Origin of the sequence: Noviherbaspirillum album (assembly GCF_035916955.1) — a bacterium.
GTDB lineage: Bacteria > Pseudomonadota > Gammaproteobacteria > Burkholderiales > Burkholderiaceae_D > Noviherbaspirillum > Noviherbaspirillum album.
This window is the reverse complement of record NZ_JAWIIV010000068.1, coordinates 1-15,791: the sequence shown is the minus strand read 5'-3', so window position 1 is coordinate 15,791 and position 15,791 is coordinate 1. Positions and strand designations below refer to the sequence as shown.

General features: G+C 63.6%; 10 protein-coding genes and 1 pseudogene. 8 read left to right on the top strand and 3 right to left on the bottom strand.

Annotation, left to right across the window (positions count from 1 at the left end; translation table 11 throughout):
• Window positions 1-104 precede the first annotated feature (104 nt).
• Window positions 105-383 carry a hypothetical protein gene (locus RY831_RS31740; protein WP_326510294.1) on the bottom strand — a complete coding sequence of 93 codons (279 nt, stop codon included), beginning with the start codon at window positions 381-383 and terminating at the stop codon, window positions 105-107.
• 64 nt (window positions 384-447) lie between these two features.
• Complete coding sequence (locus tag RY831_RS31735) at window positions 448-732, bottom strand: hypothetical protein (protein WP_326510293.1); 285 nt, start codon at window positions 730-732, stop codon at window positions 448-450.
• A 517-nt stretch (window positions 733-1,249) separates the two neighbouring features.
• On the opposite strand from RY831_RS31735, the gene RY831_RS31730 reads away from it, so the two are divergent.
• Complete coding sequence (locus RY831_RS31730) at window positions 1,250-3,460, top strand: serine/threonine protein kinase (RefSeq protein WP_326510292.1); 2,211 nt, start codon at window positions 1,250-1,252, stop codon at window positions 3,458-3,460.
• A 44-nt stretch (window positions 3,461-3,504) separates the two neighbouring features.
• Here the strand turns inward: RY831_RS31730 and RY831_RS31725 are convergent, their stop codons facing one another.
• Complete coding sequence (locus RY831_RS31725) at window positions 3,505-4,692, bottom strand: formylglycine-generating enzyme family protein (protein WP_326510291.1); 1,188 nt, start codon at window positions 4,690-4,692, stop codon at window positions 3,505-3,507.
• A gap of 466 nt (window positions 4,693-5,158) precedes the next feature.
• Between RY831_RS31725 and RY831_RS31720 the strand changes: the two genes are divergently transcribed.
• The 7 genes and pseudogenes from RY831_RS31720 to RY831_RS33555 form a co-directional block, all read left to right on the top strand.
• Complete coding sequence (locus RY831_RS31720; RefSeq protein ID WP_326510290.1) at window positions 5,159-5,584, top strand: DUF4399 domain-containing protein; 426 nt, start codon at window positions 5,159-5,161, stop codon at window positions 5,582-5,584.
• Between the two features lie 86 nt (window positions 5,585-5,670).
• Window positions 5,671-6,096, top strand: coding sequence for a DUF4399 domain-containing protein (locus RY831_RS31715; RefSeq protein ID WP_326510289.1), 426 nt, complete (start codon window positions 5,671-5,673; stop codon window positions 6,094-6,096).
• A 239-nt stretch (window positions 6,097-6,335) separates the two neighbouring features.
• A complete protein-coding gene (locus RY831_RS31710; protein ID WP_326510288.1) occupies window positions 6,336-8,396 on the top strand; it encodes an HD domain-containing phosphohydrolase in 2,061 nt (686 codons plus the stop codon).
• Between the two features lie 116 nt (window positions 8,397-8,512).
• Complete coding sequence (locus RY831_RS31705) at window positions 8,513-9,931, top strand: efflux transporter outer membrane subunit (protein ID WP_326510295.1); 1,419 nt, start codon at window positions 8,513-8,515, stop codon at window positions 9,929-9,931.
• A complete protein-coding gene (locus RY831_RS31700) occupies window positions 9,932-12,460 on the top strand; it encodes an FHA domain-containing protein (RefSeq protein ID WP_326510287.1) in 2,529 nt (842 codons plus the stop codon).
• Complete coding sequence (locus tag RY831_RS31695) at window positions 12,457-13,827, top strand: beta-barrel domain-containing protein (protein ID WP_326510286.1); 1,371 nt, start codon at window positions 12,457-12,459, stop codon at window positions 13,825-13,827. The genes RY831_RS31700 and RY831_RS31695 overlap by 4 nt, the downstream gene beginning before the upstream one ends.
• Before the next feature lie 174 nt (window positions 13,828-14,001).
• A pseudogene (locus RY831_RS33555) lies at window positions 14,002-15,791 on the top strand (type IV secretion protein Rhs); the annotation flags it as partial.

Below are 15,791 nucleotides of genomic sequence, written 5' to 3'. Positions count from 1 at the left end.
GATGCTCCTTGCTGCAATGAGTGAATGAGTGGATGAATGCGTCCTGAATGCCGGGGCTGCCGATGAAGGCCATGCCTCCATCGGCGCCGGATCGCGGGATCTGCTTACGACATGAAGTTGATGGTGTTCTTGCCGGTCTGTGTCGGATTGACGTTGGACTTGATGCCATGCACGAAGGCCGCATTGTTGCCGTTGTTGACCATGGTGTTCTGGCTCTGTCCCAGCGACTGGGCGGCGTCGAAATTCAGTTCGCTCTTGGTCACGCTGACCAGCGGTCCCCAAGCCACGACCGGGCTTTTGTACATGCCGCCGGAGACGGCTGCCATGTCTTGTGTGTCGAGGTCCTTGGATGCGGACAGGTCCTTGATGCTCAGTGCTTTCATGATGATGCTCCTAAAGGTGAGGTGGCGATGGTGGTGTAATCAGTGATGCGAATCGGTGTGCGGCTTACGACATGAAGTTGATGGTGTTCTTGCCGGTCTGCGTCGGGTTCACGTTGGACTTGATGCCGGAGGCGAAGGCGACGTTGTTGCCGTTGTTGACCAGGGTGTTCTGTTCCTGGCCGAGTGCCTGCTGGGCGCCGAAGTTGAGTTCGCTCTTGGCCACGCTGAACAGCGGGCTGGCGAAGAAGGCGGGGGCCTTGTAGTAGCCGGTGCCGCCGGACACGGCAGCCATGTCGCCGGCGCCGAGGTCTTTGGAAACGGACAGGTCTTTGATGGACAGTGCTTTCATGGTGATTCTCCTGAAGGTAAGAAGTCGTAAGGGTTCGTAAGGGTTCATAAGGGGCCGGATGGGTCCGGTGTTTCAAGCGTTTCGTTGCGCTTGAAGGAGATATAGCAGGGGCTGTGCCAGGTCTTCGGGATAACGCGCATAATCTCCGCAAACCCTTGGTACATAAGGGCGATACGTGAATCAGGGAAGAAGGAAGAGCATTCCAGCGCATGCCGCCGCACCGGCAATGGCGGGAGAAATCCGACACCCGCGGCCCAACAGTTTTCCGGTAACCGCCGCATAGTCGGCTGCAATCCAACAGGGCTCGCTTCTTCACGCGATCTTGGGGGCATCGCGTCCGCGAAATCGCTCGTGCAGGACCGGGCCTTGGTGTATCTTGAACAGCAGGCGTCTCATGTGCGCGGCGCGACATCGCCGCAGTCTCTGCTTCCAATCTGTTGAAGCTCAACAGTCGGGCGCATGGTCAAGGCATCATGTTTGCATAGGCGGGCTACGGGCATTCTCCATTGATAAGACCATGGCTACTCTTGGGCAGGCGATACGTTCATTCCAAAGCGGCGAGCTTTCGCAGAAGGAGTTTCTTGCGCAGGTCGATCATGCCCTCGCCGACGATGACGCCAATGCCATCCGCCTGCGCGACCTGCTGAGCGACGAACATACCCGCATTGAATTGCCGCCTGAAATCTATGCGGAACTGAAGCGGCGCGCTGAGCCGTCGCCGCAGATCAATCGGCAGCAACACGGCCACGGAGACGACACCTTCGTCATCACCCGCTCGCCCCAGATTCCGCCCCAGCCCGCGCCGTCCTATCCGTCGATGCCTTCGATGCCTTCGATTCCATCGGTGACCTCGTACAAGCCCGGCGACGCGTCCGGCGAGCCGGAGCGGATGAAGGGTGTGGGCGACACCCTCAACGGCCGCTTCGTGCTGGAAGAGTGCATCGGCTTCGGCGGCATGGGCACGGTGTACAAGGCGCTGGACCTGCGCAAGCTGGAAGCGTCGGACCGCAAGCCCTACATCGCGATCAAGGTATTGAATGTCCAGTTCCGGGGACATCCGAAATCGCTGATCACGCTGCAGCGCGAAGCGAAGAAGGCGCAGGCGCTGGCGCATCCGAACATCGTGACGGTATACGACTTCGACCGCGACGGCCCCACCGTTTTCCTCACCATGGAATACCTCTCCGGCAAGCCGTTGAGCCGCATCCTGCGATCGCCGGACTTCAAGGGCATGCCGTTCGACAAGGCATGGCATATCGCCAACGGCATGGGCAAGGCGCTTGCCTATGCGCACGAGCGGGGTTTCGTGCATTGCGACCTGAAGCCTGCGAACGTCTTTCTCACCGACCGCAATGAAGTCAAGGTGATCGACTTCGGCATCTCGCGCGTATTCCAGAAGCCGGAAGACGATGCGGATGTCACCGTGTTCGACCCGGGCAGCCTCGGCGGCCTGACGCCGGCGTACGCCAGTCCGGAAATGCTGGAGCGGCTCGAACCCGATCCGCGCGACGACATCTATGCGCTGGCATGCATTACCTATGAAATGCTGACCGGGCGCCATCCCTTCGACCGGCTGTCGGCGACGCAGGCGCGCGGCGCCGGAATGAAACCCGCGCGGCCCAGGAATCTCGGCTGGAGCCAGTGGCAGGCGCTGCGGCATGGCCTTGCCTTCGAACGCAAGGCGCGCACGCCCACCGTGGCGCGCTTCGCCCAGGAAATGAGCGGCAGGAAATCGACGTCGGTATACGCTGCCGTTGCCGGCTCGTCGGTGATGGCGATCGCGCTGCTGTCGGGCGGCGTCAGCTATTACCTGCAGTCCCGGCCGGATCCATCCCCTGCAATCGAAAGCAGCGGCGATGGCAGCACGGATGGCCGCAGCGCCGCTGGCAACGGGGAAGGCAAGGGGAGCGGAGAGAGCGGGCAAGGTCCGGTTGCCGGTCCATCTTTCCCGCCGTCGGCGCCCGCGCCGCCCCAGGTTGCGGCCGCCCCTTCGGGGCCGGCCACCCCAGCCGCCCCGGCCGCGGCCCCTCCTGCAAGGACCGATGCGCCATTCGCGCTCGGCGCCGTGGCGCCGGTGCTGGCAGGCGTGAACTGCTCCGCGATGACTGCATCCGGCGGCGGGCATGCGCTGCAGGTACAGGGATACCTGTCCAATAACATCAGCGCCGCGCGCCTGAAGGAGATGCTGATGGCGGTGCCGGGGGTGCGCTCGGTCGATCTTTCGCTGCAGCGGCTCAGCGACGAGAAATGCGATGTGGTCGGTCTGCTGGAACCGTACTGGAAGGCCAATCGCGCCAGCGGCGGCGCGGCAAGCATCCGCGCGCAGGCACCCGATGCCGTGCTGCATGAAGGCGATTCACTGGTTGTCGACATCAAGACCCCGCCGTATGAAACCCATGTCTATGTCGACTATTACGCACTCGACGGCGGGGTAGCGCACCTGCTGCCGACGCGCCGCGCCCGCGCCAACCTTGCGCCGCCCAACCATCGCGCGACGATAGGCGGGGGGACCGGCAACTGGATCATTTCCAAGCCTTTCGGAGACGAGTTGATCGTGCTGCTGGTGACGCCGGCACCCTTGTTCGACGGCACGCTGCCGGAGTTCAAGACACGCCATGAATACCTGAAGGCGCTCGGCAAGCAGCTGGACCAGGTCGCCGCCAGGCACGGCCGGGACCGCATTCTCGTGGAATTCCTGCAGATTACGACCAGGCCGGGCAAGCGCTAATACCAGTACCAATCCCAAGTAAATGTTATGACTTGGGATTGGTATTACTTCAGATCGCGTGCCACGCGAAAGCCGTTCTGGGAATGGCGCACGCTGGCGTCGTACTTGAAGCGCGTGGAAGACGGCATGTAGCTCGCGCCTTCGCGCCAGGATCCGCCGCGGATCACGCGTACCCGGCAGTTCGGCTCCTCCCAAGGACGGGCATCCGCGGGCGCGCCCTTGTACGAATTGTGCCAGCAGTCGCTGACCCATTCCCAGACGCTGCCGTTCATGTCGTGCAGCCCGAAGGGATTCGGCGCGAAGGAGCCGACGCTGACCGGCGTATCGCGCTGCCACGGTTCGCCGCAATCCTTGCAGTTGGCTTTGCCGGGCTGCATCTGCTCGCCCCACCAGTAGCGCGACGAAGTACTGCCGCGCAATGCATATTCCCATTCGGCTTCGCTCGGCAGGCGGTAGGTCTTGCCGCTGGCCTTGCTCAGCCATTGCACGAAAAGCTGCGCATCGTTCCAGCTGACGTCGCGCACCGGCGTCGTGCGCGGGCGTGCCGCGTCGGCGGCAACGCGCGGACAGGCGCCGGCTTGCACGCATGCATCCCATTGCTCGACGGTGACTTCGTATTTGCCGATGGCGAAGGCTTCGCTCACCGTGACCCGATGCGGCGGTCGTTCCGATGGATCGTCGGCGGCACTGCCCATGGTGAATGCGCCGGCCTTGACAGGCACCAATACCGGGCACTGCGGGCAATCCTTGATTTCGCCCGATGCGACCGGCGGCATCGGCTTTTCCTTCAATGGCGCCTCGGCGGCCTTCGGTGCCGGTGCTGGTGCCGCTGCCGGCGCAGCCATATCGGGAGCCGGCTTCGCGGTGTCGGCGCGTGGCCGCTCGGCTGGCGTCTTTGCCGGCGGAGGCGATTTGGCGGCCCGCTCCGCGGCGGGCGGCTTGTCCGCGGCAGAAGGACCCGAGGGAGCCGAAGGAGAAGGGGGAGCGGAAGCAGCCGGCGCCTGTGCCTTCAGGCGCTGGACCCTGGCACGCGCCAGCGGCGCGAAACGGCCGTTGGGATAGGTCTGGAGATACGCTTCGTAGTCGGCCGCGTGGTTGCTGTCCTTGATCGATTCCCAGAACGTGAGTTCATACTGTTCGGCGCTGTCCTTCGGCAGAACGCCGGCATGCATCGTACCGGCGGACATGAAGAAAAGACAGGCGACGAATGCGGTCAGAAGTTTGAGGGGCACGGCAACTCCTTTGCGTGTGATACCTGGTGTTCGCCGGACAGGTTTGCATGCGCAACGCCTTGTGGCAAGGCGCCTGCCGCGTCTTCCCGCAACGCGAAGCAAAGCAAGGTCGATGCCGGATGCGTTCGAGGATGCATTCGATATAAGAACATCGCTAACGTGCCTCGCAGGCATTGATCCTTGTCTTCTCCAGCCTGGGTCGGGCTTCGATCCAAGCCGCAGTGTTATCTTTCTGCCGCAGCGATCAGGCAACTCTGTTTAATATCAAATCCGCGCGCCTTTCCTTTCTATTCGATGCGGGTTCTGTTTTACGCTGTATCAAAAATAGCGACGCACCGGAATGACGATGCCCTGCAATCCGGCATCGCGCGGCAGGCGCAGGCAGCAACAGGAATCGATGCCAAACTTCCGCCATGGGCTCCATCACGCACCGGCGGACCTCAAGTTTAAAAAGAAGAGGTGCAGCATGCAGAATGCATACGTCTTTGCCGCTCTCGCATTGATTGGCGGTGCGCAAGCTTCCACGTCGCATGCCGCGACGCCCGCTCCGGAAAACGCGCAGGTCTACTTCATCTGGCCGCAGGACGGGATGGTGATCAACGGCGGCAAGTTCTGGGTCAGGATGGGCTTGCGCAACATGGGGGTGGCACCCAAGGGCGTGGATCTGCCCAACGTGGGACACCATCATTTGCTGATCGACGCCGGACAGTTGGCGATCAACGAGCCGATCCCTTCCGACCGCAATCATCTGCATTTCGGCGCTGGAGAAACCGAGGCGCGCATCGAACTGCCGCCCGGAAAACACACGCTGCAACTGATGCTGGGCGACCGGGACCATGTGCCTCACGATCCGCCGGTCCAGTCGAAAAAGATAACGATCACAGTTCGGTAAGGGCAAACTGTGCGGCGGCCCCGAACAGAAATGGCGGGGCCGCGCCAACAGATCGGAACCAACCTGAAACGATGGGAGCAGCATCCATGGACAAGCTCGCCGGTACCATTGCAGTCATGATCAGCCTGTTGTCTCCGCTCGCCGCGGCCGGCGACAAGCCCGCCAATCCGGAGGCGTACCTGTATATCGGCTGGCCCAACGATGGCGAGGTCATCGCGGCCGGAAAGCCGTTTCGCGTCTGGTTCGGCCTGCGCAACATGGGCGTGGCGCCCAAGGGGGTGGACTATCCCAATACCGGGCATCACCACCTCCTGATCAATACGCCCTTGCCGCCGGCAGACCAGGAGATCCCGTCCGACAGAAACCACCTGCATTTCGGCGCCGGCGAGACCGAGGCCATGGTCGACCTGCCGCCGGGACGGCATACCCTGCAGCTGCTGATGGGCGACGACAGGCATATTCCGCACAAGCCCCCCATCTACTCGAAAAAGATCACGGTCACGGTGAGATAGAGAAAGGATCGAAGGACTGAAAGGCTTGCCGTGCAGCCGGCATGCATGCGACAGGCACGGGAGGCATGCTACTTGCAACGCCGGTCTGACGGATCGGGTCCGGGCGATTCCACGGCATGCGCTGAATGCGCATCGTATTTGCCGCGTCCCGGCAATTGGCATTTTGATTCCCGTTGACGATACTGTAGATACCTGCTGCGGATCGTCGAGCGAGAGCAGCCGGCAGATTGGATAGCAAGATGGACAAGGCAATTGCTTTATCCCAGCCAGGCAGGGCAGTCCTGGCATATCTCGAAGTCATCGGCGACGCGGGCTCGGGACCGGCCATGTATCCGCTCCAGGATGAAGTCGTGATCGGCCGGGAACAGCAGGACTCGCTCGGCGACCACCAGTATCTCTGCATCCCCGAGCACACCATCAGCCGCCGGCATGCGCGCATCCGGCGCCGCGGCCTGACCTATTTCGTCGAGGACCTGCATTCCTTCAACGGCACCTTCGTCTCCGGCACACGACTGACACCGGGCGCATGGCGGGCGCTGCGCGACGGCGACGAACTGTTTGTTTCATCCGTACAGCTCGTGTTTCATTCGCTCGTCGAGCCGGCCGAAGACAACCAGCCGACCATCATCACCAAGACGGTGGATGCCACGGAATACGCGAAAAGCCTGGAAGAGGAAGCGCAAGTCGCCCGAAAGGCGGCCAGCGCCGGCGACATGCAGCAGACGGTACGCAAGTTGCATGCGATGGCGCAGGTGGGGATCGCACTGGGCGCGGTCACCGATGAGGCAACACTGACCGAAAAGATCATGAATTTCATTTTCGACCTGTTCCCGCTGGCGGAACGGGCCTTCATCCTGCTGAGGAAGAATGCCGACGAGGCGCCGGCTCCGGTCGCGGTGCGCCGGCGCGACGGCAAGCCGCTCGATTCCGATTCGGTGCGCATGTCGCACACCATCATCAATGAAGTCATCAACAAGAAGCAATCGGTCCTGTCGGTCGACACCCTGGCGGATCGGCATTTCGGTTCGCAGGAATCGATCATCAGCCAGGCCATCCGCAGCGTGATGTGCGTGCCGCTGGTGCTGGAAGGCGAATGCCTCGGCCTGATCCAGGTGGATACCTCTTCCGATCCCTATGCCTTCAAGGAACAGGATCTCGAAATGCTGACGGGAGTCTGTGCCGAAACCGCGGTGGCGCTGCGCAATTTCCAGCTGTATTCGGATATCGAGCGACTGCTCGACGGCTTCGTGCGGGCATCGGTGCAGGCGATCGAGGAACGCGATCCGGCGACCGCCGGCCATTCGTTNCTGCGCAATTTCCAGCTGTATTCGGATATCGAGCGACTGCTCGACGGCTTCGTGCGGGCATCGGTGCAGGCGATCGAGGAACGCGATCCGGCGACCGCCGGCCATTCGTTCAGGGTGGCCGATTATGCGGAAGGCCTGGCCCGCGCGGTCGACCGCGCCGACATGCCGGCGCTGCGCAAGCATTCGTTCGATCGCGACCAGGTGCGCGAGATCCGCTATGCGGCACTGCTGCACGACTTCGGCAAGGTCGGCGTGCGCGAGCATGTGCTGCGCAAGGAAAAGAAGCTGCATTACATGGAAATGCGCCTGCTGGAGCAGCGCTTCAAGTATGCGCAGGCCTGCCTGGAGCGGGAGGCCTATCGCCGGTTGGCCGAAATGCACATGGAGCATCGTTTCGGGATGACCGCGTTCTGCGAGGAAAAGCGCAGGATAGAGCGCGGCCTGCGCGACGAATCGGCCAGGCTCGCACGTTTCCTGGACGCTATACGCAGCGCGAACGAACCGGCGATCTCGCACGGCGAAGTGTCCGACCTGCGCGAGATCGTCGGCTATGCGGTGCGCGATGTCGATGGCGCGATGATGGGCCTGCTCGAACCATCGGAAGCGGCCGCGCTGAGCATCTCCAAGGGCTGCCTGACCGAGGACGAGCGCCGTCAGATCGAATCGCATGTGGCCGACTCCTATTCCTTCCTGATCCTGATCCCGTGGACACGCGACCTGTCCTCGGTGCCGGGCATCGCCCACGGCCATCATGAAAAGCTCGACGGCTCGGGCTACCCGATGGGACTGTGTGGCGACCAGATCAGCGTGCAGACCCGCATCCTGACCATCTGCGATATCTACGACGCGCTGACCGCCAGCGATCGTCCCTACAAGAAAGCCTTGCCGCCCGAACTGGCGCTCGACCTGATCGGCGGCGAATGCCGCGCCGGCAAGCTTGACCCACGGCTGTTCGAAGTATTTGTTGAATCACGAGTATGGGCACCATCATGAAAACGACGACGGGGTTTGACCGCGACCAGCGCAACGAACGCGAGCACGCAAGAGGCATGGCCGGATTGCACCTGGTAAAGAGTGAGGGCATCAGGCATGCGCGCATTGCCGCTTTCATGGGCGCTGCCATGCTGTGCGGCTGCGCCGATGTCAAACTGACCGAATACAGGCAGCCCGAGACGCCGATGAAGGCGTCCTGGTCGCAATCGGCAACGCAAGCCGGGGCACAAACCGGGGCACAAACCGGGGCACAAACCGCGGTCGCGCCGGCGGAAACCATCCGGCCCGACTGGTGGCGCGAATTTCGCGATCCGTATCTCGACACGCTGGTGTCGCGGGCCATCGCCAACAATATCGATGTGAAGATTCTGGCCGCGCGCACCCGCGTCGCATCGGCGCAGATCGGCGAAGCGCGCGCCGGCGCCATGCCCGTGCTCGATGCCGGCGCCGGCGCCAGTTTCGAGAAGAGCACCGGCCAGAAACTGAGCAAGACCTTCAATCTCGGGACCCAGGTCAACTGGGAACTCGACATCTGGGGCAAGGTGGAAAAGGGCGTGCAGGCACAGACCGCCGAGTTCAATGCCACCGAGGCCGACTGGCGCGCCGGCTACCTGAACCTGGTCTCGGGCGTATCGATCGCCTATTTCCAGATCCTGCAGCTGGACGAGCAAATCGAACAGCAGAAGCAGGCGCTGGACAAGAACCGCCAGATTCTCAACATCTACGAGGCCATGCACAAGAACGGCCTGCTGCCCAACACCCGGGTGCTGCAGCAGCGCGCGGAGATCAACCGGCTTAACACCGACATGCTGGAACTGACGCGCGCGCGCAACCTGACCGGCAACGGGCTATCCACGCTGCTCGGCGTGCCGGCGGGCGAATTCAATGTGCCGGCCGGACGCCTGCAGCAGAAAGTGCATCTGCCCGTGGTGCCGAACGGCTTGCCGTCCGAACTGCTGAAGCGGCGGCCCGACATCGTGGCCGCCGAATACCGCCTGCTGGCTGCGCACAATCTCGCCGGCCAGGCCAAGCTGGCGCAGCTGCCCTCGGTCAGCCTGACCGGGCGTGGCGGCAGTTCCAGCTTCGCACTGACCGACCTGCTGAAAACCTTCACCCTGGGTTTCCTGCCGAGCATTAATTTCCCCGTGCTCGACCCGAATGTAAAGGCTCGGGTGCGCACCAGCGAGGCCGAATCGAAGCTGGTGGAAGAGGAATATCGCAAGACCGTGATCGGTGCGTTCGAGGAAGTCGAGAATGCGCTGGTCAATCTCGATACGCACAAGCGCCAGCGCGAGGAATTGCGCCAGCAGGTGGAGCATCTCGATGTGGTGGCGGCGCAGATCGAGGGCCAGCTGAGGGAAGGCGTGGTGTCGCAGCTCGAAGTCTTTGAAACCCAGCGTTCGCTGCTGGGCGCCAGGCTGGCATTGCTTGCCAATCACCAGCAGATCTTGTCCGATACCGTCACGCTGTACAAGGCGCTGGGCGGCGGATGGCCGACGATTGCAGTCGGCGCAGCAGGGAAGGCCGATCAATAAATGTTGTCTCAAAAAACCCTCTCGGCCGAGGCCGCCGTGCTGGCCGACCCCGCGACCTCCACCATGCTCGATGCCGGCATCGACATCGTGCTCAAGCCGCTTTCGCACGCCGAGCTGGCCGATATCCGCATCCGCGACAACCTGTTCGCGGTCGGCCGCGGCGAGCCGCCCTTCGTCGACTATCCCGCCGAACTGGTGGGCGACCTGTCGCGACGGCATGCACGGATTTTCTGCGAATATGGCGCCGCCTACATCGCCGATCTCGGCAGCAAGAACGGCACCACCGTCAACGGCGACGATATCCGGCAAAAGACGCGCATGCTGCATGACGGCGACACAGTCTGTTTCGGCCGCGAGCTGTCGTACCGGCTGCAGATCGGCGAACGCATGGATGCGCCGCGCAAGACGGCGCGGCTGGCGAGCCTGACGCTGAGCCCGGAATCCGGTGTGCCGGGGCTGCAGCCGGTAGTCATCACGCAGTTTCCCTTCCTGATCAGCAAGAGCGACACTGTTTTCTCGCGCTACCGGGAGCAGCATCCGGATCAGGTCAATTATCTGTCGCGCCGGCATGCGCATATCTTCCTCAAGAGTGGAGCGCCCTTCATCGAAGACCTGGGCAGCACCAACGGCACCTTCCTCAACGGCAAGCGACTCGACGAACGGGCGATGCCGCTCAAGAACGACGACACGCTGGCGTTCGGCGGCCATCATTTCGTCTACAGGATCGGCATCGAGGAAGCGCAGCTGCACGCCGACAATACCGTCACCAAGTTCGGCAAGCCGATGCGCCCGGCGGAGAACGAGAGCCAGGCGGACAAGACCACCTTCGTCGCCTCCGCCGATTCCTTCCTCAATATCTTTTGTGTCGACCCGGCGCCGCAGCCGGGGGAGGACGACAAGCAGGATCCGGAACAGGCGGCGTCGCCTGAACGGCCCGCGGAGGGACAGCGCAGGCCGGGGAAGGCAGGCAGACTGGGCACGATGCTGGCCGAAATGCGCAAGGCGCTGGGCGACAGCCCGCCGCAAGGCGCGCCCAGGGCCGGCTGGAGCCGGAGCAAGGTCGCCGCCGCATGCGCCGCCGCCTTGCTTGCAGCGGGCGGCACCTGGCTGCTGATGCCAGGATCGGAAGAACAGATCAGGGAGCTGATGGCCGAAGGCAATCATGCCAAGGCGGCCTCAGTCGCCGCGGCAGCGCTTGCCGGCGATGCCGGCAACGAAAACCTGATGGCGCTGGCCACCGAGGCATTGATGAAAACCCATGTGCCTGCCTGGCTGTCGGCATTGCAATCCGGCCAGTATGACCGTGCCGATGCGGTGCTGGCTCGTGCCGAAAGCGAAGCGGGTCCGAATGAGGATGCGCGCTCCCTGCTGCGCGAACTCCGCTGGGTCGGACGCCTGGAGCGCTTCGTGCTCGGACGCGGCGGGCTGGAAGCGCCGATCCGGCTGTTTGCCGACGAGGAGCAGATCAAGACTCTGCTGGGCCAGTGGGATGACGACCCGGGCATGCACCAGCGCGCGCTCGCGCGCGTGGCAAGCCTGGTACCCGAATTCAAGGAACCGTATGCGCTCGCGCTCAGCCACCTGCGCAAGCTGCAAAGCGACAACGCCGTGTACGTCGCCGCGATAGACAGGCTCAAGGCAACCATCGCGGAGGAGCTGCGGCAGGATCGGCCGCAGGCGCTGGAGAATGTGTTCAACGACTATGCGGAAAAGTATCCGCGCCTGATCGGCGTGGATGCGCTGCGCCAGGATCTGCGCCGTTATGTGACGATGCAGGGTCATGCTCGGGCGCAGCAGCTCGGCCCCCTGGTCACTCTGCTCGCCCAGGGCGGATTCGCGACGCCGCCCTTCCAGGCGCATGCGCATGCATTGATGAATGGCGGCAGTCTCCCCCCGCAAGCGCTGATCGCCCAGTACCAGAAGGTGATGCAGGCCTGGAAACAGGGCAATGCGCGCCAGGCTTACGTTTTGCTGGAACAGGCGCCGCGCGGGCCGTGGTCCGATGTGGCGGCGCGGCAGCTTGCGCACAAGAAAAATGTCGCCGCGCAGTTCTCGGAACTGCAGCGCGCGCGCGGCGGCAAGGACTATGAGGAACGCCTGCTCGGCTTCTATGCACTGCTCGATAGCGAAGAGGATACCTGGTACCTGCGCGGCATCGAGTCGGATGTCAAGGCCCTGACCGTCCGTGCCGGCAAGCGTGCCGAGGAAATGCTGACGCGGGCGCAGGCGCTATGGCGGCGTTATCGGGACAACGGTTCGATCGGCGGCGCGCAGCGGCTGGAGTCGGGCGTGTCGGGCCAGTTCCGCGCGCAGGCGCGCCTGCTGACCGACGCCAATGAAAACGCGGTCAAGGGAACGCGGCTGTACAAGGAACTGAAGATCGAATACCCGTCGCAATGGGACAAGCTGCAGGCCGACATCGCCGCCGAAGCCGAACTGCAGCGGCGGTCGATGATGGAGCTGCAGCGCGTGCTCGACCCCGGCGTCGTGAAAGCCAAGCTGGCGCTGCTGGGAGGTGCCGAGCGATGAAGGAAGCCCAGCTCAAGCCGCTGTCGGTGGCTCTCGAAGACCATAGCGCCGAAGGCATCGCCATCCTCGCATCGGAGCCATGGCGGCTCACGCAGGCGGTTGTGTATGTGATGCTCGGACTGATCCTGACCGGCCTGATCTGGTCTTTCATCGGCCATGCGGATGTGATGGTGTCCGCCCCCGGCTCCCTGGTGCCCGACTCGGAAGTGCGCCGACTGTATGCCCCGGTCGATGGCGAGGTCGCGGATCTCTACATTGCCGAAGGCCAGCCTGTTTCCAAGGGCGACGTGCTGGCAAGGCTGAACGCGCGCGGCGCAATCGAAGCCGCCACCAACGCGCTGGAAGCGCAGCTGAAGCTCGAGGATGCCGAGCGTGAATGGACACAGTTCCCGGAACGCAAGGCGTTGATGGAGCGTCGCGTCGTCGCGCTGAAGCAGCAGATTGAAGTGGCGCAGCGCCTGCATGAAAAACGCATGGCGGAGGGCACTTCCAAGCTCGCGGAAGGGCAGAAGGCTCAGCTTGAAGAAGCGCGCAGCAATCTCGACAATGCGCGCCGCGCGCGCGACGTGGCCAAGGAAGAGGCTGACAAGTATGCGCGCCTGCTGGCGCTGCCCGGCGGCGGCGGCGTGTCGGCACTGCAGGTCGAAAGCAAGAAGAGCGCACTGATGGCGGCCGAAAATGCGCTGCGGGTGGCGCAGTCGAAGATCGGTGAACTCAATTTCCGCCTCAGCCAGGAATTTGGCGAAGCCAGCGCGCAGATCGACGGCAGCGGCCAGGAACTCGCCAAGCTGCAGCTGCAGTACGACGGCGCGCTGCGCGAAATCGCCAATGCCGAGGACAAGTCCAGGCTGCAGGTGCAGACCGCCCGCCTGGTCGCCGATGCCGCCGCGCGCATCCGCTTCGAAAACATCGACAAGGATAACTTCCTGCTTATCGTCGCACCCACCGACGGCGTGATCACCGATGTCATCTCCACGCAGACCGGCGACAAGGTGCAGGCCAATACGCCGATCGGCGGCATCGCGCCCAAGAATGCAAGGCCCATCCTGAAAATCGACATCGCCGAGCAAGACCGCGCCTTCCTGCGCGAAGGCCTGCCGGTCAAGCTCAAGTTCAATGCTTTTCCCTACCAGCGCTACGGGCTGATCAACGGCACCGTCGAATTCATATCGCCGGCCACCAAGCCGGCCGCCCAGGGCAAGCAACCGGTCTACGAAGGCCGCGTGGCGCTGGAGCGTGACTATTACGAAATTGGCGAAACCCGCTTCCCGCTGCGTTACGGCATGTCCGCCACGGCCGAGATCGTGGTGCGGGAACGCCGCGTGATCGACCTTGCGCTCGATCCTTTCCGCCAGATCGGCGGATGAGGGTGACTGAGCCCGTCTTAACAAAGCTTGAAAGCGTCTGAAAGACATGCTGGGGCATCGTGTCCCGGCTTACGCCGCCCATTTCAATGTATTGCCAAAACAACATAATCGAAGTTAAAATAATGCTAACATCGCGCGCTGCTGTTGCTTCCTTTCAGACAACATCCGCCCGCCATGTCCAGCCGCGCCTTCCTGCGCTCACCCTCCGTTCCCCACCTCCACAAGCTCCAGCGCCTGCTCGACGACTACCAGCGCCACGCCACCCCGGGCGGCCTTGTAGCCGACTATGCGTACAGCGAGGACAGCCCGCGCGGCAAGGTGCTGCGGCACTGGACCAATGCCGGGCATCACCTCGACTTCGTCTACCGTACCAACGAAACCNGCGGCCTCGTTGCCGACTATGCGTACAGCGAAGACAGCCCGCGCGGCAAGGTGCTGCGGCACTGGACCAATGCCGGCCATCGGCTCGACTTTGCCTACCATCGCGGTGAAACGGTCGTCACCGACCAGCTCGGCAGGACACAGACTTACCGCTACGACGACAAGCAGCGCCTGACCGGCCAGCGCGATGCCTCCGGCGGCGCCACCGCCATCGCGCTCAGCCAGCATGGTCATCCTGTGGCGGTGACCGATGCCGCCGGCCGTACCACCCGCTACCGGCATGATGCGCGCGGCCGGCTCATTGCCATCGAGCAGCCCGACGGCGCCGTCACGAAGATCGCCTACGACCCGCATTGGAGCAAGCCCTCGCTTGTCACCGACGCCATGGGCGGCATCACCGCCCTGCGCTATGACGAATTCGGCAACCTCGCCAGCCTCACCGATGCACTCGGCCAACGCACCGCCTACCGCCATGGCGCGCACGGCTTGCCGGTATCCATCACCGATGCCGCCGGACGCAGCCGCACGCTGGCCTACAACGAGGCCGGGCAAGTCATCCGCCACACCGACTGCTCGGGCCGGACCACGCACTACGACTACGACGACCTCGGCCAGCTGAGCGCCGTCACCGATGCCCTCGGCCAGACCACGGCCTACCGCTACGACCTAGCCGGCCGGCTCGTCTCCATACTTCATCCCGATGGCAGCGAGGAGCAACTGGAATACGACCGCGCCGGGCGGCTGGTGGCGCAGGTCGATGCCGCCGGTCGGCGCACCGCCTACACGCTGGACGCCGACGGCTTGCCGCAAAGCCGCACCGATGCCCTCGGCCACACGCTGCAATACCGCTACGACAAGGCAAGGCGGCTGACGCAGCTGATCAACGAGAATGGAGCAGCATATGCGTTCAGCTACGATGCGCTCGACCGCCTGCACGAAGAGATCGGTTTCGACGGCCGCCTGACGCGCTACCGCTATGACACCGCCGGCTTGCCCATGGTCAGGGAAGAACACGGCAGCCCAAACGGCAAGGGGATGCACCGTCATCCCGATGCCCGCATCGACACCCACTACCAGCGCGATGCGGCGGGTCGGCTAGTAGAAAAGCTGGTCACGCGCATCACCGGCCCGGCGATGGCCGAGCAGCTGCGCACGCAGTATCGCTACGACAAGCTCGGCCGCGTGGTGCAGGCACGCAATGCGCAGGCCGAAGTCGAGCTGCAGTACGACGCCCTCGGCCAGCTGATCGGCGAGACCTCCACCGGCCGGCATCATGCCAGCCGCATCGCACATGCCTACGATGCCCTGGGCAACCGCATCCAGACGGTATCGCCCGACGGCCGCAAGCTCAACCAGCTGTTCTACGGCTCGGGCCACCTGCACCAGGTCAATCTGGACGGAGAAGTCATCTGCGACATCGAGCGCGATGCCTTGCACCGGGAAGTCGGCCGCACCCAGGGGGCGCTGAAAAGCCTGTTCCAGTACGACAAGCTGGGCCGGCTGACCGGGCAGCGGGTTGGCGGCGGTCCCGCGCAGCAGCGCCAGGCATGGGAGGCGGAGGACCATCTCATTGCAAGGCGCTA